Raw genomic sequence first — 24,314 nt, forward strand, 5'->3', positions numbered from 1 at the left:
AGTATTTATAAATTAAAACAATATACAATTTGAGGTTATATATATTTAAACGAAATTCTATATAGAACATATATACAATATCAAAAAAGTATGATGAAATATCATCCAGAATACTTAATCATGAGTACATAAGTAGCTGGAATAATCATAAAAAAACTCAATATCTGACCCATTGTGAGACCCATGTAAGTCGGCTCTGCCCTCCAGAAATCGATCGCAAAGCGGCCAAGGCCCATGAGGAGCACAAAAAGCCAAAACACGAAACCTTTCCTGAACTTCCTTTTCTGATAGATAAAAAGAAGGACAAAGAATATCATCAAACGCTTGACTGCACTGTAGATCTGATAAGGGTGCCTGCATCCATCAGCTGTGCGGAACTTCACGCACCATGGCAGGCCTGATATCCTGCCGTAAATCTCATGATTTGTGAAATTGGCGATCCTCCCGAGAGCAAGGAAGAATGCAGCGGGAAGAACAAGGAAATCAGCCAGCTCAAGGAAATCTATCCCCTTCTTCCGGCAGAAGACCCACACAGCAAGCAATGAGCCGAAGATGCCGCCGTGAAAGCTCATGCCCCCCTCCCAGAATGCAAATATCTTGAGTGGGCTGGCGAGATAATAATCCAGGTTGAAGAAGACAATCTCAAACACCCTTGACCCTATCACCACGCCGAGCATCAGATAGACCAGGAAAAGCTCGACGTCAACAGGATGGAAATTCCTGATACGCTTCTTCCCGACAATCCGGTACAGGAAAAAATAGGTTGCAAGGAATGCAAGGACATAGACAAGACCATAATACCTTATCTGGAAAGGGCCGAACTCAAGCAGAACCGGATTGATGGTGTTTATTATCATTTCCTATGCTTCTCCAGCTCTTTCTTAAGCTCGTCAAACTCAAGCCTGAGAGCCGCATTATCCTTCAGCGCCTTATTCAGCCTTTCGATGATCTCCTGGTTCTTGTCAGCCTGCCTGATAGCGGTGTGCATCGTCAGATGAGAATCCTTCCTCAAGGCTTCTATCATTTCGTCCTTGCGCTTCAGCTCATCATGAAAAATCCTCTCAAGCTTGTCATAATCCTCTTTCGGCACAAAGCTCTTGAGCTTCGTTTTCTCCCCTTCTCTCTTTCTCTCATCCATCTTCAGTCTCCGGCGCTCATTCCCCGAACTTGATTGTCTGATAAATAAAAATCTTTGCCTCTGGATCCTTCCAGGCATCAGGGGGAAGCCCTGCTTTCTGGCAGAGAGACTCAAGGAATCCCTTCTTATCAGAAAAATGCTCCCACACATCAGGCAGATAAGTCGCACCATGGCCCCTGAGCTGGAGCCAGACCCCATCAATATCAGGCCTGAGCCTGGCAAGCAGATCATCAGGGCCTGAATGGTCAAGCCTCTTCATCGGGGTAAGGACCGAGACCTCTATCTTTATCCTCTTGAGCTCAGTAGCATCCACAGGAGGGAATCTCGGGTCATCCACCGCTGCATTCACTGTGTTATTGATGACACTCTTGAAAATGGGCTCGCCTGGAGTGAGTGAGCCGATGCACCCTCTCAGATCACCTGCAACAGTAAGAGTCACAAAAGTCCCTGACTTCTGCTTAAGTGAATCAGGCACATCATCAGGAGCATATGTATCACCTGTCAGGATATACTTATCCAGGGTATTCCTGGCAAGCTTCAGCAAATAATCCTTATCTGCATCATTCATCTGAAAACCCCCTCTACCAGTGTTGAGCATCCAGGACACTTGTCTCCATCCAGATCAATCTTGACCTTCCCTGCATGCCAAGCCCTGTCAATCACAAGCTTCCTGCATTTTGGGCAAAAGGTCCTCTCATACTTCTCATCAGGGATATTCCCCACATAGACATATTCCAAGCCTGCCCTCTTCCCGGCTTCATATGCACGGAGAAGAGAAGCCATCGAGGTCTGAGGCAGGTCAAGCATCTTATACATCGGGAAGAACCTTGATATGTGCCAAGGGATGCTCTTGTCGACAGATGCGATGAACTCTGCGATCTGCTTCAGCTCGGCATCAGAATCATTCTTTCCGGGTATCACAAGAGTGGTTATCTCAGTCCAGAAACCCATATCTTTAGCACGCCTGATCGTATCCAGTACAGGCTGGAGCCTTGCTCCGCAAAGCTTCCTGTAGAAATCATCTGAGAATGATTTCAGATCAATGTTGATAGCATCGATATAAGGCCTCATGTATTTCAGGGCTTCTTCTGTTTCATATCCATTTGATACATAAACATTCTTCAGCCCTTCAGCCCTTGCGAGCATAGCAACATCATGCGCAAATTCGATGAAGATGGCGGGTTCATTGTAAGTGTATGCGATGCCACTGCATCCATTCAGCTTCGCCTTGCTGACAATCTCGCTGGCTTTGACATTTTCACCATAGACAGGACCATCATTCTTCGGAGCCTGGCTAATCTCCCAATTCTGGCAGAAATCGCAGCGGAAATTACAGCCCACTGTGCCGATTGACATGATTGATGTCCCCGGCAGGAAATGATAGAGAGGCTTCTTTTCCATGGGATCCATATGCATGGCCACGACCTTATCATAGACAAGGAGATAGAGCTTGCCTGCCCTGTTCTGCCTCACACCGCAGATACCGCGCTTGCCATCTGCGATTATGCAGCGATGAGAGCAGGCCTTGCAGCGCACAGAACCCCCCTTTTCCGTAGGTTCGTAAAGCACACACTCTTTCATGGCAAAAATAATTGGGGCAGGATATAAAAATGTTATCTGGGCGAGTATAATAAGCTGTATGATTTAGGATAAAATACCATAAAAAACATAAAAAATAAGGGCATATAAAAGGGCATTATAAAGCATGATAAAGTATAAGTATAAAAACAAGCCATGTTCCACCCCCAAAGATATACACGATAATCAAATACAGGAGCGACGCAGCAGATGAAATACCCGAAGATGATATCAGACTCCCTGTGAGCATTGACCTGCTGATACTCACGCACGGGAAATCATCCGGATTCACGCCAGGGATCGAAGTGGATGACTGCATAAGCACCTACAGGGTCTATGGGAAATCAGTGAATTCTGAAAATATCCATCAAGCGCTGATTTCAGCCTACAACCATTCATTTGACATGGCAATGCGTTTCATGCAGGCATATTCCAGAAGGCCGGTGATGCTGAACCTCATGCCTGTCTCTGAAGATATCGAATATGAGAACTGAGGTTTCATAATATTTAAAAACCTATCCGGATTCTAAGCGCTCATGAATCATATCGAGAAACAAGGAAAGAGGTTCAGGATGCCGGCTGTTGCAGGCTCATTCTATCCAGCAGACAGGGAAACGCTCAAAGGTATGATCAAGAAGCTCTTTGAGAAAGCCAAAAAGATTACGAAACCAGAAGAGATACACGGCATCATAGTGCCGCATGCAGGATATGTGTATTCAGGATATGTGGCAGCAGCTGCATATTCACTCATTGACAAGAAGACAAAGAAAGTCTGCGTTCTGGGGCCGAGCCACAGAGAATATTTCAATGATGCACTATCAGATGAGGCTGACTTCTGGCTGACACCGTTAGGAGAGGTCAAGATAACTGGCACACAGGATTTTGTGAAGAACAGGGAAGCGCACATGGCTGAGCATTCCCTCGAAGTGCAGATACCGTTCCTGCAGACTGTGCTCGACAAGTTCGAATTGCTTCCATTATGCTGCGGCCACATGACAAACCTGCAATGTGCAGGAGTTGCGGAGAAGCTCGCAAAGATGGAAGATGCGCTCTTTGTGATAAGCACTGACCTGAGCCACTTCGAGGACCAAAAGACCGCTAACCTGCTGGACAAAAAGACAAATGAGATAATCGAGGATCTTGACATCGACAAGATAGACAAGCTGAATGCATGCGGTCAGGTGCCGGTGATGATAGCCATGCACCTCTGCAGGATAAAAGGATGGAAGATGCATCTGATTGACTACATGACATCAGGGGATATCACAGGAGACAAGACAAGCGTTGTCGGGTATTCCAGTTTCTGGTTCTGAGGCCATATGATATGCCATATTGTAAAAAGACAAAAGGTTCATAAAAGAATGAAGAGCGTAAACCAAAAATGAGGACAAAAAATATATTCACACTCCCAAATATGCTTTCTCTGAGCAGGATACCTTTTGCAATCCTCATAATACTCCAGTCTGATTCACTAATGAGGTATGTTTGGCTAGGATTGGCTGCACTCAGTGATTTCTTTGATGGTCTTGTGGCAAGAAAAATGAAGCTTGTGACAAAAACAGGCGCCATGATAGACGGATTTGCAGATAAGGTGTTTGTCATAGCGATATTCGGATACTTCTTTGTCGAGCTGAACCTACCCCTCTATTTCATAATCCTTTTCTTCCTAAGGGATATTGTCACATCCATAGCCGCTGTTTTTCTGCTGACAAAAAAAGTGGTCATACCGGCGAGGATGCTTGGAAAAATCACGACAATACTCCAGTTCCTGGTGCTATTATTCATGGTGGCAAAGCAGGAACTGATAGTATTAATAGGAGTCTATTCAGTGTTCGCATTCTCAATGGCCAGCCTGGTAGATTATTTTTTCTATGCAAAAAATAAGGATATAATATAAATCAAGCCAGATCAAGCAGCTTAAGCATGATAGCTTTCTGGATGTGCATCCTGTTCTCTGCCTGGTCAAAGATGATGGATCTCTCGTGGTCTATCATGTCCCTTGTGATCTCATAGCCGACATGAGCAGGCAGGTCATGCATGATGAGAGCATGGGGCGCATTTGAATGGAGCTCCTTGTTCAGCTGGTATGGCATGAAAGTCCTTATCCTGCGATCTTTCTCTTCTGCAAAGGCAGGGTCATTGAAGAACTCCATATTGACCCAGGTATCGGTGTATATCACATCTGCATTCATGATCGCTTCTTTAGGATCAGATATCTCCTCATAGTTCCCGCTCTTTTCAAGGAGTCCATGCAAGTCCCTATCTATCGCATCACGATCCTTGTCAGGACAGCACAGAACAAACTTCATGCCAAGCTTTGCAGCTGCAAGAGAAAGAGTGTTGCTCACATTGTTATTGATGCCGAAATACACAAGCTTCTTCCCTTTCACAGGACCCAGATGCTCCTGTATTGTCATGATGTCGCCAAGGCTCTGGCAGGGATGGTACATGTCATCGCAGCCATTTATGACAGGGACTCTTGAATTGTTAGCCAGCTCATACATATGCTCATTCTTCTTCACCCTGGCCATGATGATGTCACCATATCTCGCAAGACACTTTGCCTCGTCTGCAAGGCTGGCCTTGTCCAGCTGGGTAGTGCGCCAGTCAATGAATATGGCATGGCCGCCAAGCTGTGTTGCACCTGCTTCAAAAGAAGTCCTTGTCCTGGTGCTCGCCTTCTGGAACAGCATTATCAGGGTCTTGTTCTTCATCTTATCCTTGTATGCTTCAGGATTCTTCTTTGTATCGATGGCAAGATCAATACAGTCCTGCATCCACTTGCCGTCAAACTCCTTCAGAGAAATCAAATGCTTCAACTGATCCACATATCCCACCTCGGATTTTTTGATACACAACAATAAGTGGATTATAAATCTTTTGCAGAAAAAATATTATGCATCACGCAGTGGTCAGAAAGTTATTTAAAGAATGATGAATCCAATATCACTTTCTCATCTGCCAAGCCACTTCTTCTTGAGTTGCAGGAACTTCCCGATCCTGATCGATTCCCTTATATCCTCCATAAGCTGAAGCATGAAATGGAGATTATGGATTGTTGTCAGACGGTAAGCGAGATATTCCCTGCTTTTGAACAGATGCCTGATATATGACCTTGAATGTCTCTTGCAGACAGGACAGGAGCATGTCTTGTCAATAGGCACCCTGTCATTCTCAAACTTACTGTTTGTTATCTTGAACCTGAACTTGTTCTTCTTGGTGCCGCCGGATTTCGGGGTGATGTAGACATAACCGCACCTTGCTATGCGCGTCGGGCCGACACAGTCAAACAGGTCAATGCCCCTCTGCACTGATTCAAAGATGTCCTCGACAGTGCCGATGCCGAGCAGATGGACAGGCCTGACACTGCTGCCTTTGCTGCCTGAAATCTCCTCGTGCACCCAATCGAGTATCCTATGCATGTCATCCTTAGACCTTCCGAGACTTCCGCCGACACAGATGCCGTCAAAGCTTAGGCTTGAGATGAACCTTGCAGATTCCCTCCTGAGATCCTCATAATAACCGCCTTGTATGACACCGAACAGGGACTGATGCTTCCTGTTCCGCTTATGGGCCTTAAGGCTTCTTTCTGCCCACCTATGGGTGCGCTCCATGCTCTGCTTTGTGTAATCATGATCAGAATAAGGCGACGTGCACTCGTCAAAAGCGATTATTATATCAGCACCCAATGCTTTCTGGATAGCGATCGATTTCTCAGGTGTAAGATGACGCACCTCATTGTTGTATATGGAGTTGAACCTTACACCTTCCTCGTCCACATGAGCAAGCTTCTTTGCAACATGGCCCTTTTTTCTCCCAAGCTCATCATCCCCGATGAAATAAGAACCTATCTTGCCTGTGAAGTGCTCTATCCCGTAACCCAGGCTGAAGGCCTGGAAACCTGCACTGTCTGTGATGATCGGCTTTTTCCAGTCCATGAAGCTGTGGAGGCCGCCCAGCCTTTTCACGACCTGCTCTCCTGGCTGGAGATGAAGATGATATGTATTGCACATCAGGATCTGCGCGCCGAGAGACTCCATGTCCTCGCTGCTCAGGGTCTTGACTGTCGCTTTGGTCGCCACAGGCATGAAGGCAGGTGTCTCGATGGTTCCGTGCTTCAGCCTCAGCAGACCTGCTCTTGCGCGGCACTCAGGGTCTGTCACAAGGATCCTGAATCCCAGATTGCCTCTTTTCTCTCCTTTTTTCTCTCCTAATCTCTTCCTCATTGTCAGCCTGCACCCCCATCAGTCACGTCTCGTGAAGACGGGCTTGTCTGGTACGAGATAGATCATCCAGAATGAGATAATTGTCAAGGCGAATTTGACAATGACCCCGGCAATGAACATCTGGAAGATGACACCCCAATCCAGTATGCCCAAGAAAGCGATAATAGGGAATACAATGCTGTCGATAGGTATAGATATCCCGTTGCTGATAAACACCCTCAGATAATGAGGCTTGCCCCTGCCGATCCCTGTTGTCCAGTAATGATAGACATAAGTGTCTATCACCTCAGCGATAATCATCGCAAGTATGGAACCGAGAACAATCCTTATCTGAAGGCCGAAAAGGAATTCCCATGCCACCTGACCGCCTGCAGCAGCCCATTGGGTCTCAGCAGGGAGCAGGACTGCAAGCTGGAAATATATTGCTGCAAGAAAATTTATGATTGCAGAAACATATATCGTGGTGAGAGCAGCAGACTTCCCGAGCTGCTTGTGTATCAGATCCCTCCAAGTGAAGGTCAAAGAGTAGATGATGCCTGCATCCATGACAAACTTGCCGAAGTAAGTGACTTTTGTCGCAGCAATGTTTGCAGTGAGCGAAAAGAAGACATAGACTGATGCAAGGATGATGGTCAATTGTGTCCTGCTGAGATTCAGCTTCCTTATCCAATCATAAAGGTGGGCCTTCATCAGTCCTGGCAGAGCCCCCTGATTTTTAATTTTTTGGAAAAAATAGTCCGGAACAGTTACAAAATCACAATAAGGCCTGTATACCCACCTGAAAGTCCCCCCAGAACCTAATTTATAAATAATCACTATTTTCTAATAGTAATCTTTAAAAAGGACCAAACCTCCCAAAATTGTTCTATGATTGACATCGTGCATATTTTATGGGACCTTCACAAAACGCTGCTTCCCTGGGATAAGCGTATCGAGGATGAATTTTTTGAAAGATTTGTAAGGATATACAGCAAAGCCAGCAATCTGAAAGGCAGAAAAAAGGACAAGAAAGTCAAAAAGAGAATGGGAGAAAGGAGCGTATCGCAGTTCTGCTATGATGAGCAAAGGAAACTGCCTTTGGGGGCACTTTATGGAAAGCCTCCTGTTCCAGTACTCGATTATTCAGGTTTACCCCAGAAACTAATAGATGGGATAGATTTCTCCAAATATTTCATCAGATCAAAAGATGGACATTATGAGCCAGGGCCTTCGCCCGAAGCACTTGAGCATATTGCAGATGTCAGAAGCCTTTTCAGCTATCTAAAGACAAAGGACATACATTCATCAATCCTCACAAATGACCTGAAGCCAAGGACAATTGAACTAATCCAGCTTCTCGGACTCAGCGAGGATGATTTCTCACTCATAATCACCCCAGATGGCATTGGGTTCCCAAAGAGATACTTCTCATTCCACCGTAAGGTGTTTGACCAAGCAACAATCGCATGCTATGTGAAAGCAGCCACATTAATACAAGAATTTGAGGCATCAAATGGCAGAAGCAATGTCCGGCCTAACCAGATCCTATATGTGGATGATAATCGCCTTTACTGCCTTGAACCTGCAGCAGCCACTGGCATGCAGACATTATGGCTGACAGATTCAGAAATCTATGTACCTGGCCCAAAATTCCAATACAACTCAGTCAGAGGCCTGGAAAACCTGCTGAGAAAGTGAGATATGCAAGACAGGTCTGATTGGATGCATTAAATCCAATGAACCCAAATCTGGACCCATATAACGAAAATGGTTTGACTATCTTATAGTCAGTCCTATCTCTGCCCTAAAGGGCGGAGTATTACAGGCTCACATTAATGTCACACCATTGCAAAAATGTGCACATTTTTGAGACCCTAAAATGAATTTTATGGTTTTCGGGATTGAAAACCACGAAAATCCCGAAATTTTCGGGGTGATCAGAAATCAAGGATTTCTGACATCTCGACCTAAAGGTCGGGGCATTATCCATCCCACAAAAATCTCGCTTGTCGAGATTTTCAATAATATCCAGGTCCAAACAAATCCTGATCCTGACATTATCTTGATCCCGACAATATCCTCCCCAACTATATCCAGATCCTGACAATACTCCAATGCAAAAAATATCTCAGCAGAAAAAAAGCTCTGCAGAAAAGACATATCCGGAATTCTGATGCAAAAGAAAATAGAAATGGCCATTAGAAAAAGAGAGAAAGAAAAAGAGAAAGATAAAGAAAAAGACCCCCCAGTCACCTGGAGGGCTGAAAGACGTTTCTCCCATTAATGCAATTCCCAAGAACTAACCTGCTTCATCCCATCCTTCCATAAAAGCTATTTCCAGAGGTGTGAGATCTTCTTCGAAAAAATCATCCTCCTCCATAGCTTTCAGGTTTGCATTATTGGAGAGTAATTTAGTGAGCTTTTTTTTCATATGTGACACCCCTTTAGGTAATTAATATTAGAACAGATAATTATATATATCTATTCGATATACCATATATAACATATAATATGCATATAGTTATTATGTATTTGTATGATTACTGGTATTCAGAAGGCCAGTTTTTAAGATGGGGGGACAGATTTGGAATATCGCAAGATAATCGGATTTGGCAGAAGTTCTTTTGTAATATCAATCCCTAAAAGCTGGATAACCAGGAATAACCTGAAAAAAGGGGATATGATCTATCTTGAGGACAAAGGGGATGAACTGGCTTTTTCGCTCGGCCAGAAAGAAGATGATGAAAGGGAGATCAGGGATTATGTCAAAGACATATCAGGCATAAAACCATATGAGCTATGCAGGCATATCATCCCTGCCTACATAAACAACCATAATTCTATCAGACTGAAGGCAAAGGATCTCGCCCTCAAGTCATCCGAAGTCAAAGAAGTCCTCAGGGAACTAATGGCTCTTGAGATAATGGAAGAGACCAAGGACATGATAGTCGCAAGGGATTTCATCTCCATGAAGAAGGTCAATATCCCGACACTCATCAGGAAGATGGACAACATCACAAGAGGGATGATCAGCGACTGCATAAGCATGATGGACAGGCCGGAGATCCTGGAGAGCCTGACAGAGAGGGACAAGAACATAAACCGGCTCACCTACCTCATATTCAGGACCATAAAATACGGCATGACAAATCCCACAGCAGCAAAATCATACAACCTCACAAATGACGAGCTGCTGAAGCTATGGCTTGTGACAGACAGGATAGAAAAGATAGCTGACAATATAAAGAGAATCAGCAGGCTGCTCGCAAAGGCAGAACTGAGACCTGAGACAAAGGAACAGATCTCAGCCATATGCAAGAGGATGGAAGAATTCTACAAAGACAACATGAAAGGATTCTACTCAAACGACCATGAACTGCTCTACAAATGCGTGAGGACAAAGAAAGACATCATCATGGAAATCGACAAGATCATCGAAGAGCCCCACCAGAAATACCTTCCGAATATATGTGAAAACCTGAAGATAAACATAGGCCAGATCAATGATATCGCCTGGCACACCTTTGGGAGATAGACCCAGAGAGCATCACAGTCTCCCACACCAAAAAGAGGTAAATCATGTCCCTATTAGACGACCAGACCAAAATGGAAACAGACACAGAACAGAAGGATTCAGAAGATAAGGGGTTCATATGCAACCGAAGCAGCCATTATCTTGAAGAAAGCGCATGCTACATAGGAAGGGATCTTCAGCGCGTGCTTCCCGACTCCTTTGTAGACGAAGTCCTGTTCCATGACTGCTACTGGAACAACCATGTTACACCAAAGCTGAGAGTGCTGAAACCCCATCTTAACCCATCAAACATAAACCTGTTCGCCGTGACCGCAGACAATATCACAAACAACCTGGGAAGGCCCGGCAAGAGGACGGTGGTCGAGCTCGGGCTCTACTTCAATACACTGGAACACGCAGCAAAGACCAGGGAGACAGCAGAATATTCTGCAAAATTGGCAGGGAAGATCTATTGGCACAAGAGGAAGAATGTCCTCAAAGAAAGGTCTGAAGAGCTTGACCCCTGGAATGAGCTGGCAGCAATGATGTTCGGCAGAGAGATAGGGCTCAGATTCATCTACCCACTTGATTTCTTCGTATTCAGAGAAAAATCCAGAGATGTGATAGGGAGCGAATTTGCAAAGTTCTTTGTCATGGAATACACAGAAAAGAAACTGGAGATTGAGATGTATAAGCTGGTTGGCAAAAATATACGCGAAAAATTTGATGAATACAATGCTGCAATCGCTGAATCATATGATAAGGATGAGGACCCCTCAGATAGATCCAAAGCCTCAGCCAGAGCAAACAAAGCGGAAGCTGATCTAAAAAAGCTTGAAGACAGGAACAGAAACCTCATAGAAATGGCCCTGGAAAGCATAGCCTACAATAATGTTATGGGAACAAAAAATTTTGAGACATTCGAGCGAATCAGAAGCCTGATACTTAAAAGGAGCAGAACATCATATTATATGCTCCCCCACGAGAAGCATTATTTGCTGGATGAGACCCTCCCGGACAACTTCGTAGAAGAGTATTACAGACCAAACTACCAAGGCAGCGTCAATAGTGCGATCAGATTCTGGACATTATGGTGGTTCAGCGAAAAGGTCCAGGGCGAAACAGAGCAGGAAAGGATAGAATGGCTCAAAGAATTCTCTCTCAACAATGAGGACCTTGAAAAAAGGATAACAAGAGCAGCACACCACATCACAGGGTGGCTCGGAGACACAAGCCAGTATGTATTCTCACATAATGACACCACACTCAGGCATGCGTTCCTGAAAGAACAGACTGAAGATGAAGAGAAAGAAGATGTGTTCTGGTACGACCTTGAGAAAGCCGGCGCAAGGAGATTTGGCTATGACGCAGTGCAGGTGCTGAACAGCAGAGTCCTAGAGCTTGGCACCAATGAATTCCTTGAATACATGGGGGAATATTTCAGGAGGGCTTACAACCAATCAGGAGGGAGATTTGAATCAATCAGAGGCAAGGATGTACTATTGGACAGCAAGGATTTCGACGGCAAGACCAGCCTTGAAGATAGGCTGGTGAGCGCCAGATTAGGGGATATCCGCATACATCCAGGGCTGAGATATCACATCAAAGCGAGCCTCTATATGAAAATACATGACTCACTGCACCACATCAAGAACGCAGTGCTCGGCCATATAATAAACAGGACTGACCGGCAGATATTCCACTATGCACCAAATGAACTGGACCTCGGAACAAAGATATTCTCTAAGCCGATGATAGAATTCTACAGGAGGGTCCTCAAAGAGGACCTGCTCTTCATAGATAAACACAAAGACCAGCTCGGCTTCACAAAAGATGAGATAAAGAAGCTGCTCGAGCTGCTGGACATCCTTAAATGCGTAACATTCAGATTCGAAGAACATGGTGTCAAGACAGAATACAGCCCCAACCTGATAGACACAGAAGTCAGCTGAAGATTAGCCAAATGACCAGAAATCAAGATGTGCCGTAACCAGGATCCAGAAGATATGCCCACATATATCAGTAACGCAAGACAATAAACAGGTATCTGATCCTATACTCCCCTGGATGAACCCCTCCCGATATCTCTCCTGTAAGTCATGCCAGGAAAACTGACAAGACCTTGTTCCACAATAGAATATCCCCTTTCAGAAGCCTGAGATAAGGTGTTTCCTGTCGACATTACATACATCACCCTCCCTCCTTCTGTAACAAGGCGCCGACCGGCGTCCCTTGCCACACCTGCATAGGCCAGACTTGTGCCCTGAGGCAGACAATCAGAAATCCTGATAGGCCAACCCTTATGATAGGCTCCGGGGTAACCATAGGACGCAAGGCTCAGACAGTGTGAATAACCATCACGCCAACTTATCTCGGCTTCTGGAAGTCTTCCCTTAGCTGCCCCCATCAGCAGAGGGAACAGGTCAGACTCCATCAGCGCCATCTGTGCTTGAGTCTCCGGATCACCGAACCGGCAGTTTATCTCCAGCACTTTCGGCCCGTCATCAGTCAGAATGATCCCTGCATAGAGCGCACCCTTATAGGGATGACCTGACTCATTCATCGCCCACATTAAAGGCCTCATTATCCTCTCACGGATATCCCCGGACATCTCCGCACTTACAGATGCATCAGGAGCATAAGCACCCATGCCCCCTGTATTCGGACCGAGATCACCTTCAAATATCGGCTTATGATCCCTTGTTGGGACAAGCATCCTCAGGTCATTGCCGTCGCAGACTGCAATAGCAGAAGTCTCAGCTCCGCGAAGCCTCTCCTCAAGCAGGACACAGGAATGATGCCCATAAATACCGGACTTAAAGAAACCGGTCAGGGCTTCCTTGAGATAACAATCATCATCGCTGACCACAACACCCTTCCCAGCGGCAAGACCATTGCCTTTGAGGACAACATTCCTGGCACCGAGCCGGTCTATCCTCCTGTGAGCCTCATCCAGAAGACCTTTTGTCACAACCATTTCAAGCCCTGCTGTCGGGATACCATGCATGGCCATGATCTGCTTGGCGAAATGCTTGCTGCCCTCAAGCTGAGCACAATACGCATCCGGGGCGAACACAGCGACGCCGCCATTTGTCATCTCGTCGAGAATGTCAGCAATGCCCAGGCATATCGGCTGCTCCGGACCAACCACAACAAGACTGATGCGCTCCTTGAATGTCAGCTTGCTTATCTCCCCGAAATAATGCTGAAAAGAACTGATTGTGCGCCTCATATCATCATGTACACGGGGGATTTCCAGCGGAACAATCCTAAGCCTTCCTTCGAGCCCACACAGCATCCCCGGATTGCCAGGCGAGGCTAAGATGCGGTTCACATGAGGGCTCTCAGCAAGCTTCTTGACAAGAGAATGCTCCCGACCACCAGAGCCGATGACAAGCACACCATTTTCTTTACCATAATCCAGACAAACAGCACTCTCTTCTGACCCACTTCCGGAACTCATCATGACACCTCCTGAAAATAACAATAATGACCAATGGAAGAACCATCAAGTATAGAAGAGAGATCAAGAAAAGAAGAGGAATCAAGAAAAGAAGAGAGATCAAGAACACAAAAATAATCAGCAATAGAATAGCAATCAACAGAAATCAGGGTAGGCAGAAATCCCTGGAAAAATCCATGAGGCACATAAAACCCAGTAAGGATATTATTCCTTCCCAGAGTCTCTTTGTGCATCACTTCACCCCAATTTCCCAAAACTGCCTGCAGAGATAATAAATAATAAGCAACATGGACCTGCAAAGTATAAAAGCTTTGCTGTGATGAAGACGAGAAATAAAAAATCTCCCACATGCAGTGAATAAAGAATCTTCGTCAATATCAAGTGAATAATCCCATGCCGAGCTAGGACTGCTCACTCCTCTTCCTGGCTTGGACCGTACTTCCTGATCACAATCTTTCCTTTCTCAGCAGATATCTGAACATCCTGATTGTCCTTGAATCGGGATATCTCAGTTATGACCTCAGGCAGCAGAATCCTGTTTGCCCTGAAGTCAAGCAAACCGACAATCTCCTTGGCCACACCCCTTACCTGGGCCTCCTCGATGCCCAGATCAGTCAGGATCCTCTCTTTCTTATGCTTCTCCAAAGACATCTTCCTTTCATATGCCCTCTTGTAGAGATATTTCGCCATCTCATCTGCCACATCAATCTTCGTAGCCCCTGTTATCCCCTGCAGACCCGGGCTCAGATTGACCTCGATGACAAGCGGACCTGTCGGCGACATCAATAAGTCGATACCGCAGATGTCAGCGCCGATGATCTGCGCAGCCTTCACAGCTATCAGCCTTGTTTTCGAGTCAAGCTCCACAGGCTCGCCCTTGCCACCTGCATGGATGTTAGACCTCTTCTCATTGTCAGGGGATGAAGACACCCTCTTCATTGAAGCTATGACCTTATCGCCGACGACAAAAGCCCTGATGTCAGCTCCGCCTGTCTCTATGTATTCCTGTATGATGAAAGGCTGGTTCAGTGCAGTCAGGGCATCGAGCACAGAGACAGCAGCCGATATCGAATCAGCAAAAACAACACCCTTCCCCTGAGTGCCCTGAGGGAACTTCATGACGATCGGGAAATTCATCTTCTGCAGGATCTTCTTGGCAGCCTCGACAGTCGCCGGGATGAAGGTCTTGGGCATCGGGATGCCGCTCTTCTGCAGAGCGAGCTGGGTCAGGAGCTTATCATGCCCCAGGTTGAATGCCTCAGGAGATATCGGGGTATAGGTCCTGCTGGGAAGCAGCTGGGCAATTGACCTGAGAAGAGCAAGATAACGGAAAGAACCCTTGATGTAGACACAATCATAATCCTTCAATGGCTTGTCTTCCTGGAATATCTGGACATCAGATTTCCCAAGCTGGACCTCAACACTCTTAAGATTGACATTGTCAACCCTGTGGAAATACTTCTTCATAGCCTCGGCTGTCCACAGAGATGAAACACTCCCGAGGCTCACCAATGCAGCCTTCAGCTTCATATCATTCTCTTCGACTTTTACTCACCATCCCATCTTTCTTATATTCCCTGAATGACCTCTGAGGATCAACCAGAAAACCCTGTGTCAGGATATTCTGGCCGATAAGCACCCTATACCTCATATGGCTCCTGTCAGCGACAGTGAACTCACCATGATAATTCTTCTTCCCTATCCTGACCTTAACATCAACAACAGGCCTGATCGACTTCCCGGAGGCGCTCTTCACAAGCTTTGTCTTTGTTATCGGGCCGACACCCAGCTCAGCTGCAAGGGATGTATCAATGCTGCTCTTTGTCGCGCCGGTATCAATCCTTGCGATCTCATAGCAGTCTTTCTTGGCACCGAAAATCCTGACCCTTTCAATCAATCCGACTATGTTATGCTTGGAATAATCCATCAGATCACCGATTCAGGTATGTTTTTAAATTTATCCCAAATCAGCAGCTTATTTTGCGAAACATTTAAATAAGCTGTTTATAAATAACCTAGTGGGGAAAGTTTTGCTAAAAGGGGTGTTGATTGGCAGACGATTATTATAATCAGTTGATCATATATATCGAGGACCTTATTTCAAAAGGGTATAGCCCTGAATATATCAGGAATTTTCTTTCAAGCCAAGGCATAAGCCAAAAGGATATCGATTACTGCCTCCGATATATCCAGGGAGGGGAGCAACAACTGGTCGACTGGACAAGGCAGCAGCTGCAGTCCGGATACAACGTCGACCAGGTCAAGAAATATCTCCTGGGCTACTATCCAAGGAACATCGTAAATGCTGTGATCTCAAATTTTGAGCCCAAACAGATGGATGTGCTGTACACCCCCGCCCCAGAGCATGAAAGGCATCTCAAAGCAAAAGAACTGTACATCGCATTCATTGCATTGTTCATAGTCGTCATAATCGGGTTCACAGCCACAAACCTCATGAAACCTGAACAGAAGAAGCTGCTTGATGTGTCCACTGAACCGGCTCTGAGAACCATGGATGCAGGGGACGATCTGGTATTTGTTGGCGAGCTGACAAACATGGGAGCAGACCGGAGATATGACATACTGCTGATACACAAGCTTATCAATCCGGAAGATGAGGTGATAGACTCGAAGGAGACAACAATCGCAATCGAGACCGGCGGCTCTTTCAAAGAGAGCTTCAAAATCCCCAAAAATACCGAATCCGGCATATATTATGTAGAAACAACCGCGAGATATGATGATCTCGAAGCAAAATCCAGGTTCCAAGTAAGAATACTCGGAGTGGGAGAAGCCCCTGAACTCCCGAAGATCGAAGAGCAGATAGAGACAGAGATCGAAGAAGGCGAAGCAGAGCATGGGGTGATACCCTCCGGAACCACAGGCCAGATAGGGGAACAGATCTCGCAAAAGAAGATGACCTATGAAGAGCAGAAAAATAACATAAACCGGATAGCAGAAGGAAATCCTGCGGTCGCCAAAAAACTCATCAAAGATATCGACGACACCAAAATAAAAGACAGGCTTGCCACAGAATTCGCATCAGAATATGCAGACGCCTCGCTATGCGAAGAAGCGACACCCGGAGTCAGCAGGGACTCTTGCTACATAGGCGTTGTCGGAGCAGGGGTTTATGACACAGAAATATGCGTAAAAGTGATGAATCCGCTGCTCAAGAGCTCATGCTATACAGTCGTCAACCTGAACAATGAAGCTGCAAAACCACAGCCAGCCTCGACAATGGACAAGATAAGGGATGGGGTGGCCAAAGGACTCTCGAATGAGCAGATACTCCAGGATATAAACAAGCCGGTGAATGAACAGACACTGAACGAGATACAGAGAGTCAGGGGATTCATAGGACAAGGGCTCACAGACGAGGAGATATACGATGCGATGGGCTCATGAGGCTTAACCTGGGATCATTATCTGGATCATTATCTAATCTGTGATCATTATCCTGTCCGTATTGATCAGTTCTAGAGCGATAAACCACGAACCTGAATAGCAAAGCTACAAAGCTACCCATGATCACAACAACATGCAGAACACAGCATAATGAAGGAATTATCGAATCCTGGATAGATGATTGGATCATGGATGGACAATTTGATCCCCAATGGACGATTTAATCCTGAATGGATGATTTAATCCTGGATAGAGGGTTATTTGACCAAATGCAGGTCACATAAATATGACAAGGATGAACAAAATGAAAAACAGCTGAAACAGCGGGATCACCGGACGACTCAGGACAGAGTTGGCTTGAGATAATCTATGAATATCCCCGAATAATAACCTGTCTTTGTCATCTCCTCAAGCTCGTCGACACAAGGAGGAGTAGGCACCTGAAGGATGTTCATGTTTATGACTGACTTGCCGACAGCCTTGGGATACCTCAAGTCAAGATAACCTATCGACTCATTCAGCACAATGCCGCCCATCAGAGCAGGCTTCACTTCCTTGTCCTCATCAGGCACATATTCATCTGCACAGAGACACCAGGCGCACTCACAGATATGCTTGCAATGCTTGGGTATGATGAAACCAGGCGAATATATGTAGATGCCCTGGACATTGTACTGGCCATCAGGCAGATAGACAGAATTCCTCGGCCCTGTAGTGTTGAGTGCCGGGTAGAAATATGTCTCAAAGATGTCATCCTCAAACGGGTGATCCTTCACCTTGGTGAATATGAGTATTAGCTGATCTGTCTCAGGATCAAGATTTTCAGATGAAGGATTTATCATGTCCCCGAAATCAACATTGAATTTCTGCACTGAGATGTTGTATTCACGGTGTTTCGCAAGCACGGCGTCAAACTCAGCTTCCTCGCTGGGCAGAACATCCAGTATCTCAGTCCTCGCAAGGAAACCGTCTTTCTCGAACCTCACATAACCGCCGATGCAGGGCGGGCTTGGAACAATGGCCTGTGCAACACCAGCTGCATCAAATTCTGTGACCCCCAGAGCGCATTCATCATATGTCCCGCAACCGAACAACACCTTCACGCCGTCAAGATACGCGCCGTCATTAGATCTTGTGGTTGCGCTTATGGAGGATATCCTCTGATCAGGATCGCAGAACATTGACTTCTCAACCTGCACCGGCCGGACATCCTGTGCTATGTCATCAGCATAAGCTGGATCCACCTCTTCTGATTCAAGAGACATCCATCCATCTGGAAGAGGCCCGAATGTGCCGTTGCCGGCAAACCACTGCATGATATCGATATTATCCCTGAAATTAGCCTCATAAGCAATATTGAATGCGAAACCCTTACCCCTGAAGTCATCAGGGTTCCTTATCTCTATAAGCACCGGCCATGAGACATCATAAAAAAAATAATAGGAATTCGTCTGTGAAGAAGGTATCGGACCATATCCCTTCTGCCTATGCACATCAGGCTGCAGGACATCACCCATACTCGGGGTTATATCCACATAAGAAGGCCAGTTCAGATACATGAAGTTGACCACCATACCAGGATCCGACAGGTTGGTGTTATTCGACCTGAAAAGGAAATTATTGTACACTCCCTGGGACATCGGATCAGAGCTCTGAAAGATATACTCGTTCCTGGTGCCCGCCACCTTCATCATGGGGATGTGCTGAGCCAGTATATCCTGGATCTGCAGCTTCACAAGAGTCTTTGACCATACCGCTGTGAAATAGCCCTCATCAGACATGTATATCGGCGGCAGGCTGTCGAACTCAGAGTCCATGTACGAGCTGAGTACAGAAATGACATTCCTCTCAAAGAACTGGGCATTGAACAGCCCATCGACCAGCTGAGAAGCATAGTCATGATAATACTTAAGATTTATATCGATCACATCATTGAAATTCGCCAGATTAGCGACAGTGCCGTCCCTTGTAGACTCCAGGCTGTACTTCAGGCTTACCTGGACATCTTTAGCAGTGATTGTCGTTTCGGCCTTAGGACCGGACTTGTTCACTATGTTCATCCCGATGGACTCCAAAGGCTCAAACCCGGCTATGCATTCGCCTATATTATCCTCTATATATTTGTCAATCTGATCCTGCATCATCTCAATGGAAGGGATCTGATTATTTGTGAAAAAGCAGTTGGTGCAGGTGTTCCTGCTGCCCATGTAATACCAATAGGGAAAAGCGACTGTGGAATTCGGCGAGAGCATCAGAGCATCTGAATTGGTCGGGTTTTCCGGATCAATGCTGATGCCGCCGACATAGTCAGGATCCAATGGATCCATATACCCCCCATGAGCTCCAAGATTCCTTACAGCCTCGAGAGCGACCTTCCTAAGGCATGATTCCACATAATCCCTGATCGGAGAGACATCATAAGGCGTCACTTCAGTCTCCACCACTGAAGCCTCAGTCTCTTCTTCCTGCACAGTTAGATAATAGGTCCCTATCGAGAATGCAGCAATCAGAAGAATCCCTATTATGATAAACAATGTCACCTGGGCCTTCCTTGGAGGGATCGGGGAGATCATGGACAGACCTCCAATCTCCTGACCAGCAGATGATAATAGACCCTTGCCCATCCGAGCAGCAACAGGAAAAGCATCACCAGGATCCAGGGATATATGCTGAACCGACCGAAAGGATATGACACCCAGCTGACCAGGAAAAAAACCAGGACTATGACAAGCATATGCAGCAAGAAATGGTGAACTTTCCTGAGCCCGAAATCAAGAGCGGATGTCACAGTGCATATCAATCCCCTTTTCCTGAAAATCAGGTAGAGAATCGGCGTGAAGTACAGATACAGCGGACACAGGAAAAAAAAGACAAAGACAGGCAGCAGGCTGAAGCTAAAAAAGAATGATGCGATGAAGACAAGAAGCCCGGATCCGTACCAGGCCAGATTGAGCATAAAAAACTGATAGAACCTGCGGGAATCCCACTTCCTGGAAATCACCTTGTCATAAATCAGCAACCTGAAGAATGACTGGGCCAGGATAATGATGCCGAAAAGCACGATGAATGAAAACACTGTCTTAGCGACAAAAGCATACCATACCTGCCTGTTCTGAGACAGCATCCCGTAAAGTGAAGCTACATCAGGGAGATTGCCCGGCACAGCCTGGATCATGGTCTGCTGCACAAGCTGCGCATAATCCATGAGAGGCTGAAGATCCAAGGAGATCCTGACAAAATACATCGAAAACAGCAGGACCGAAACAAGAGAGACAGCGAAGAACAATGAATCATAGACAATCTGCCACGGCAATGAAGAAAGATCCCTGAAAGACCGAAAAAGGACTGACTTCCTGAAAAGATCCAGCATTTTCCCTGTCATCCCCTGCCGCTTCTTCCTAGTCTTCATATTCCTCACTCCTGTCTATGATCGGGACCTCAAACTCAATGGGCCCTCCCTCCATGCCATAGACATCAAGGGATCCGCTCACATGCATAACTGCCCGGTCATACCTCTCCCTTGAACGATTAACATAAAAAGTCTCAAAGCCAGCCATGCCGCCAGGACCCACATCAGTCGAGTTCTTGACACCCATCCTTGTGTTGTACGGGCCAAAAAGAGTTATCCTGAATGTTACATTCCCCTGGATCGGCTGGATGTAATAGCCGACCTCATACAGCTGTGTATTATCCGGCAGGACCTCACCCTTTGTCGCCTGGAGAGTCAAAGCGAGCTGTGACATGAAATAGCTGAATCCGCCTGTTGTCGATATGGGCTCCTCTTTCCCGCCATAATAGCTGCAGAACTCGATCTCCCAATCCTCGACAGTGTCATACCAGTTCTCTGTCGGCGTGACAGCCCCTGCATAGAGAGAGAAACCTAGCAAAACCAAGATGCATATTCCGGCGAAAATGTCTTTCTTTCCCATCATCCGCAGTAATCCTGCTCTGAGGTCAGCGCCCCATCATACATGGCATACATGTCCCCGATGCCTGATGTCACCCAGCTTATCTCAAGCAATCCCAAGGCACTTGAAACCACCACACATGTTGCAGTGCCTTTAGTGAAAGCAAAATCCTTGTTTGAACTACTACATTGATCCGGAACTGAACCCGGCTGATCGCACATCATACCACCTATCAATGCGAAGACCATCAGTTCCAGCAATACAAATATTATCAGTGATAATAGCTTATCAGCCCAGTACTCAGCAAAACCGCCATCAGTGGCAATCCACGCCGCACCCTCATAATAAAGGCATTTGGATTCAGCATGAGACCTTGCGCAGACACTTATCGGCAGGCCGTTCTCAGCATTCATCTCCAGGCAATTCCTATACTTGCACTCGAGCTGCCTCTTCTTATTATAATTATATATCATGGCAGGGATACAATAGCAGGACTTGGCGACATGTATGCTCTTGTATGGATCAAAATCGGCCTGGGTTACACTGATGCTGTGCGAATTCGCCGAACCATCCTGGCCATTTATCGTATATTTTGCATCCCCAAGCGGGATAGACTGCGTCAAGACACCAGCGATATTATCTGTATCACAAAGCTTGCAGGAATAGAGCATGCAGAGGATCTTGACAAACATGCCGAAGCTTGCCACTGCACCTGTAGGATATACATACTTCCTGAGACCATGAATCAATTCACTCCCTTGACAGATAAGTTTCCAAAAAGCTTCCCCCAACTTTAACCAACTCGTAATAGCCGCAACAACCAACCTCACGACCCCTAAGATCAGATCAATGACCACCAAAGCCTCGGCGATTGCGCAGAACTTGCCGAGAAGATCATTGATATCCTCCCAGTCTTCTATTGTCTTATCGAGGGAATCTATCTCATCATCTACCTTGTCTATCTGATCCTGGATGGCATCTGATATCTCACCGAGAGGGAGCTCGTAAAGGTCCACATAGACCTCGACAGGGACGATGTCAGGCTCCTCATAGACAGTCAGGCCGCGCTGTATCATCAGTGAATAATTGCACTCTATCTTCAGCGAATTGTCCTCGAGCGAATCATTGTCGCCGACAATATTCAGCACCATATAAGGGTCATCAGCATCCTCATTCATGAGATAAGGAGGGTCATATGTGTTATCCACCATGTCCCCGCAGGAGAAAGATTTCGATAGTATAGTGGCACCAGAGAGATAAGTGTGGATGAAGACCTTCTGGCCGGTCTGGGATGCAAGCTTCCTGCTGACCTTGTCAGGGACAGATGCAGGCCTGTCATACTCGATTTTGACATGGGTGCCAGACCTCGTCGCGATCTGGCAGAGCTCTATCTCCTTGCTGAAATCATAAGAGTTTCCGGCTGCATCCCTCAAAGAAAAATCGACCTCACCGCGAAAAGAATCCTCACTGAGAGAACCCACTTCCATGGTGCAGTTGAATATCCTTGAGCCGATAGCTTCGCATTCAACAGTCTGCTCATCCTCGCCGGTAAAATGATGCGTGTCAGCGATGAGCACAACTGAACCAGAGACCTCTTCCCTGACAACAGCATTGATGACCATGCCATCCCTGTATGTCGGGCAGAAGCCTGATGAAGAGTTGATGGTCCACCCTAGAAGCTCAGGGGCCTTGGCGTCCATGACTATAGTCTTAGCCCTCGCACCGGTCATGGCATTACCTGCCAGATCCATACCTTCGACAACGACTGAGAACTCAGAGCCGTCAGACCCGCTGCCGCCAAGATTGTCCCACCTGCACATTGACTGGGTGCAGTTCGTGGCCGGCAGCATCGAAGCCCCCAGATTCGGCGCAGTCAGGAGCACATCAGACTCTGTAACACCTGAACCGGCCTCCAGGAAATTAACATAGACAGTATTATTCACCAAAGCAGCATACTGGACCTCGGCAGAAGGGCCCGACTGGGTGTAGATGGACTGGACATCCGGACCCACATCATCTATCTGGACACTGAGGGTATAAGAAAGGACATCCTGATTGCCGGCATCATCTGTCACATTGAAATCGATATTGTAGGAAGTCTCATCTGCCTTGAAATGGCCGATAAGCCCTGTCCATGTGCACTGGAGCACATCATCATGCCTCCTGCATGTTGTAGGGGCTTTCCTCCTGTAAGCCATATTGATGCTCCTCATGTTCGCAAATATATTCTCCTGGGAGACACCTGCAATTGACGACGAGAAATCAGCCTTCAGCTTGAAACCAGTATCACCTGTGCCGACCCATTCCAGAGGCTCGTCATTAATGTCTAGTGCTGAGACATCCTCCAGCTCAGCACCTTCCAGGGAGACCATCCTCGATTCGCAGAAAGGCTCGCTCTTCTGCTCCAATTGGTCATAAGCTACAACGCAAAGCTTCCTGGATCCGGAAGAGCTGGCGAATTCTGATGAATTGAAAGAGATGGTGCCGGATCTCGAGCAGGCAGTGGTCGTCAGGTCCTGCTCCTTGAAAATCCTTTCCTCCTCCATGAGCTCAATGCGCCTGATGCCAGAACATTTTGAGGTATCACCCCTTGAAAACGCATAATCCTTCACCATATAGCTCAGTGATATCATCTCATCACCGTAAGCAGTCTTATCAGTCGTGAAAGACACGTCAGGCCTCTGGTTGTCGACATAGAAATTTCCCTGCCTTGAGGCTATCTCATTGCTCTCATTGTCGAACATCAATACATTATATGGGTGAGTCGTCGCAGCAATGGCCTGCACAGGTAGGATGTAGAAGCAATGAAAGAAATCATTCGGCTCTGGCTCGCATGAAAGGAACTGCTGGGTGTTGAATTTAAGCTGCTCCGGAAATATCTCACGACCCTCATCCCTCACCCTCACATCAACATTCAGGGTATCGGTCTGCCTTATGTAATTCGGGACCAGATTGTCCCCTTTTATGTTGACTTCAGATATCTGGGCACTCGCATAGACGTCAGATATATAGAAAGGCAGAGTGATGATTAATCCGATGAAAAATATCGCTATCGGTTCAAGGTAGCACTTACCCATTTTCCCTCTTTTTTCCGGTAATC

22 protein-coding genes are annotated in these 24,314 nt (G+C 46.4%); 7 read left to right on the top strand and 15 right to left on the bottom strand.

The genetic code is table 11. From position 1 onward, the window contains the following. Positions 1-101 precede the first annotated feature (101 nt). From lgt to amrS, 4 genes are read right to left on the bottom strand one after another with little or no spacing between them, the layout of a single operon-like run. Positions 102-857 (bottom strand): prolipoprotein diacylglyceryl transferase, encoded by a 756-nt coding sequence (lgt, locus tag JW968_01865; protein MBN1385702.1) that lies wholly within the window; start codon positions 855-857, stop codon positions 102-104. Beyond that, positions 854-1,138, bottom strand: coding sequence for a hypothetical protein (locus JW968_01870; GenBank protein MBN1385703.1), 285 nt, complete (start codon positions 1,136-1,138; stop codon positions 854-856). Before JW968_01870 ends, lgt begins: the two co-directional genes overlap by 4 nt. Positions 1,139-1,154: 16 nt before the next feature. Then, positions 1,155-1,706, bottom strand: a complete 552-nt coding sequence (gene amrA / locus JW968_01875; GenBank protein MBN1385704.1) for an AmmeMemoRadiSam system protein A — start codon at positions 1,704-1,706, stop codon at positions 1,155-1,157. Next, the gene (gene amrS, locus JW968_01880) at positions 1,703-2,719 is read right to left on the bottom strand and encodes an AmmeMemoRadiSam system radical SAM enzyme (protein ID MBN1385705.1); all 1,017 of its coding nucleotides are present in this window, start codon (positions 2,717-2,719) and stop codon (positions 1,703-1,705) included. The genes amrA and amrS overlap by 4 nt, the downstream gene beginning before the upstream one ends. Positions 2,720-2,958: 239 nt before the next feature. Between amrS and JW968_01885 the strand changes: the two genes are divergently transcribed. The 3 genes from JW968_01885 to JW968_01895 all read left to right on the top strand — a co-directional run bounded on the left by JW968_01885 (position 2,959) and on the right by JW968_01895 (position 4,613). Further along, a complete protein-coding gene (locus tag JW968_01885; GenBank protein ID MBN1385706.1) occupies positions 2,959-3,210 on the top strand; it encodes a hypothetical protein in 252 nt (83 codons plus the stop codon). 42 nt (positions 3,211-3,252) lie between these two features. Then, a complete protein-coding gene (gene amrB, locus JW968_01890; protein MBN1385707.1) occupies positions 3,253-4,029 on the top strand; it encodes an AmmeMemoRadiSam system protein B in 777 nt (258 codons plus the stop codon). A 68-nt stretch (positions 4,030-4,097) separates the two neighbouring features. Continuing rightward, the gene (locus JW968_01895) at positions 4,098-4,613 is read left to right on the top strand and encodes a CDP-alcohol phosphatidyltransferase family protein (protein MBN1385708.1); all 516 of its coding nucleotides are present in this window, start codon (positions 4,098-4,100) and stop codon (positions 4,611-4,613) included. A gap of 1 nt (position 4,614) precedes the next feature. Here the strand turns inward: JW968_01895 and argF are convergent, their stop codons facing one another. The 3 genes from argF to JW968_01910 all read right to left on the bottom strand — a co-directional run bounded on the left by argF (position 4,615) and on the right by JW968_01910 (position 7,632). Then, entirely contained in the window at positions 4,615-5,544 is a 930-nt protein-coding gene (gene argF / locus JW968_01900) for an ornithine carbamoyltransferase (protein ID MBN1385709.1), read from the bottom strand. A gap of 126 nt (positions 5,545-5,670) precedes the next feature. Further along, the gene (gene tgt / locus JW968_01905) at positions 5,671-6,942 is read right to left on the bottom strand and encodes a tRNA guanosine(34) transglycosylase Tgt (GenBank protein MBN1385710.1); all 1,272 of its coding nucleotides are present in this window, start codon (positions 6,940-6,942) and stop codon (positions 5,671-5,673) included. An 18-nt stretch (positions 6,943-6,960) separates the two neighbouring features. Then, complete coding sequence (locus JW968_01910) at positions 6,961-7,632, bottom strand: queuosine precursor transporter (protein ID MBN1385711.1); 672 nt, start codon at positions 7,630-7,632, stop codon at positions 6,961-6,963. Between the two features lie 177 nt (positions 7,633-7,809). Here JW968_01910 and JW968_01915 point away from each other — a divergent pair, with 177 nt between their 5' ends. The 3 genes from JW968_01915 to JW968_01925 all read left to right on the top strand — a co-directional run bounded on the left by JW968_01915 (position 7,810) and on the right by JW968_01925 (position 12,387). Continuing rightward, positions 7,810-8,619: an HAD family hydrolase gene (locus JW968_01915; GenBank protein ID MBN1385712.1), complete on the top strand. Its 810-nt coding sequence runs from the start codon at positions 7,810-7,812 to the stop codon at positions 8,617-8,619. Between the two features lie 982 nt (positions 8,620-9,601). Beyond that, positions 9,602-10,456 carry a hypothetical protein gene (locus JW968_01920; protein MBN1385713.1) on the top strand — a complete coding sequence of 285 codons (855 nt, stop codon included), beginning with the start codon at positions 9,602-9,604 and terminating at the stop codon, positions 10,454-10,456. 44 nt (positions 10,457-10,500) lie between these two features. Then, positions 10,501-12,387 (top strand): hypothetical protein, encoded by a 1,887-nt coding sequence (locus JW968_01925; protein MBN1385714.1) that lies wholly within the window; start codon positions 10,501-10,503, stop codon positions 12,385-12,387. Between the two features lie 101 nt (positions 12,388-12,488). Here JW968_01925 and purD read toward each other — a convergent pair whose 3' ends face one another. The 4 genes from purD to JW968_01945 all read right to left on the bottom strand — a co-directional run bounded on the left by purD (position 12,489) and on the right by JW968_01945 (position 15,825). Further along, positions 12,489-13,898, bottom strand: a complete 1,410-nt coding sequence (gene purD / locus JW968_01930; protein ID MBN1385715.1) for a phosphoribosylamine--glycine ligase — start codon at positions 13,896-13,898, stop codon at positions 12,489-12,491. Further along, a complete protein-coding gene (locus tag JW968_01935; protein ID MBN1385716.1) occupies positions 13,898-14,131 on the bottom strand; it encodes a hypothetical protein in 234 nt (77 codons plus the stop codon). The genes purD and JW968_01935 overlap by 1 nt, the downstream gene beginning before the upstream one ends. A 178-nt stretch (positions 14,132-14,309) precedes the next feature. Further along, complete coding sequence (locus tag JW968_01940; GenBank protein MBN1385717.1) at positions 14,310-15,428, bottom strand: RimK family alpha-L-glutamate ligase; 1,119 nt, start codon at positions 15,426-15,428, stop codon at positions 14,310-14,312. A 1-nt stretch (position 15,429) separates the two neighbouring features. Further along, a complete protein-coding gene (locus JW968_01945; GenBank protein ID MBN1385718.1) occupies positions 15,430-15,825 on the bottom strand; it encodes an ATP-dependent zinc protease in 396 nt (131 codons plus the stop codon). Between the two features lie 122 nt (positions 15,826-15,947). Between JW968_01945 and JW968_01950 the strand changes: the two genes are divergently transcribed. Then, a complete protein-coding gene (locus tag JW968_01950) occupies positions 15,948-17,306 on the top strand; it encodes a hypothetical protein (GenBank protein ID MBN1385719.1) in 1,359 nt (452 codons plus the stop codon). Between the two features lie 341 nt (positions 17,307-17,647). Here JW968_01950 and JW968_01955 read toward each other — a convergent pair whose 3' ends face one another. From JW968_01955 to JW968_01970, 4 genes are read right to left on the bottom strand one after another with little or no spacing between them, the layout of a single operon-like run. Further along, a complete protein-coding gene (locus tag JW968_01955) occupies positions 17,648-19,879 on the bottom strand; it encodes a hypothetical protein (GenBank protein ID MBN1385720.1) in 2,232 nt (743 codons plus the stop codon). Next, positions 19,876-20,715, bottom strand: a complete 840-nt coding sequence (locus JW968_01960) for a hypothetical protein (protein MBN1385721.1) — start codon at positions 20,713-20,715, stop codon at positions 19,876-19,878. Before JW968_01960 ends, JW968_01955 begins: the two co-directional genes overlap by 4 nt. Further along, entirely contained in the window at positions 20,705-21,235 is a 531-nt protein-coding gene (locus tag JW968_01965) for a hypothetical protein (GenBank protein ID MBN1385722.1), read from the bottom strand. Before JW968_01965 ends, JW968_01960 begins: the two co-directional genes overlap by 11 nt. After that, on the bottom strand, positions 21,235-24,291 hold the full coding sequence (locus tag JW968_01970; GenBank protein MBN1385723.1) for a hypothetical protein: 3,057 nt from the start codon (positions 24,289-24,291) through the stop codon (positions 21,235-21,237). The genes JW968_01965 and JW968_01970 overlap by 1 nt, the downstream gene beginning before the upstream one ends. Positions 24,292-24,314: the final 23 nt, after the last annotated feature.

Source organism: Candidatus Woesearchaeota archaeon (genome assembly GCA_016928155.1).
In the GTDB taxonomy this organism is placed as follows: domain Archaea; phylum Nanobdellota; class Nanobdellia; order Woesearchaeales; family JAFGLG01; genus JAFGLG01.

Coding starts and splice junctions, on each gene's coding strand:
- JW968_01965 (MBN1385722.1), bottom strand. CDS start 21,235: ATGGGAAAGAAAGACATTTTCGCCGGAATATGCATCTTGGTTTTGCTA.
- amrS (MBN1385705.1), bottom strand. CDS start 2,719: ATGAAAGAGTGTGTGCTTTACGAACCTACGGAAAAGGGGGGTTCTGTG.
- JW968_01960 (MBN1385721.1), bottom strand. CDS start 20,715: ATGAAGACTAGGAAGAAGCGGCAGGGGATGACAGGGAAAATGCTGGAT.
- JW968_01955 (MBN1385720.1), bottom strand. CDS start 19,879: ATGATCTCCCCGATCCCTCCAAGGAAGGCCCAGGTGACATTGTTTATC.
- amrB (MBN1385707.1), top strand. CDS start 3,253: ATGAATCATATCGAGAAACAAGGAAAGAGGTTCAGGATGCCGGCTGTT.
- purD (MBN1385715.1), bottom strand. CDS start 13,898: ATGAGTTCCGGAAGTGGGTCAGAAGAGAGTGCTGTTTGTCTGGATTAT.
- JW968_01915 (MBN1385712.1), top strand. CDS start 7,810: ATGATTGACATCGTGCATATTTTATGGGACCTTCACAAAACGCTGCTT.
- JW968_01910 (MBN1385711.1), bottom strand. CDS start 7,632: ATGAAGGCCCACCTTTATGATTGGATAAGGAAGCTGAATCTCAGCAGG.
- amrA (MBN1385704.1), bottom strand. CDS start 1,706: ATGAATGATGCAGATAAGGATTATTTGCTGAAGCTTGCCAGGAATACC.
- JW968_01870 (MBN1385703.1), bottom strand. CDS start 1,138: ATGGATGAGAGAAAGAGAGAAGGGGAGAAAACGAAGCTCAAGAGCTTT.
- JW968_01935 (MBN1385716.1), bottom strand. CDS start 14,131: ATGCACAAAGAGACTCTGGGAAGGAATAATATCCTTACTGGGTTTTAT.
- JW968_01970 (MBN1385723.1), bottom strand. CDS start 24,291: ATGGGTAAGTGCTACCTTGAACCGATAGCGATATTTTTCATCGGATTA.
- JW968_01920 (MBN1385713.1), top strand. CDS start 9,602: ATGATCTATCTTGAGGACAAAGGGGATGAACTGGCTTTTTCGCTCGGC.
- JW968_01945 (MBN1385718.1), bottom strand. CDS start 15,825: ATGGATTATTCCAAGCATAACATAGTCGGATTGATTGAAAGGGTCAGG.
- JW968_01940 (MBN1385717.1), bottom strand. CDS start 15,428: ATGAAGCTGAAGGCTGCATTGGTGAGCCTCGGGAGTGTTTCATCTCTG.
- lgt (MBN1385702.1), bottom strand. CDS start 857: ATGATAATAAACACCATCAATCCGGTTCTGCTTGAGTTCGGCCCTTTC.
- JW968_01895 (MBN1385708.1), top strand. CDS start 4,098: ATGAGGACAAAAAATATATTCACACTCCCAAATATGCTTTCTCTGAGC.
- tgt (MBN1385710.1), bottom strand. CDS start 6,942: ATGAGGAAGAGATTAGGAGAGAAAAAAGGAGAGAAAAGAGGCAATCTG.
- JW968_01925 (MBN1385714.1), top strand. CDS start 10,501: ATGTCCCTATTAGACGACCAGACCAAAATGGAAACAGACACAGAACAG.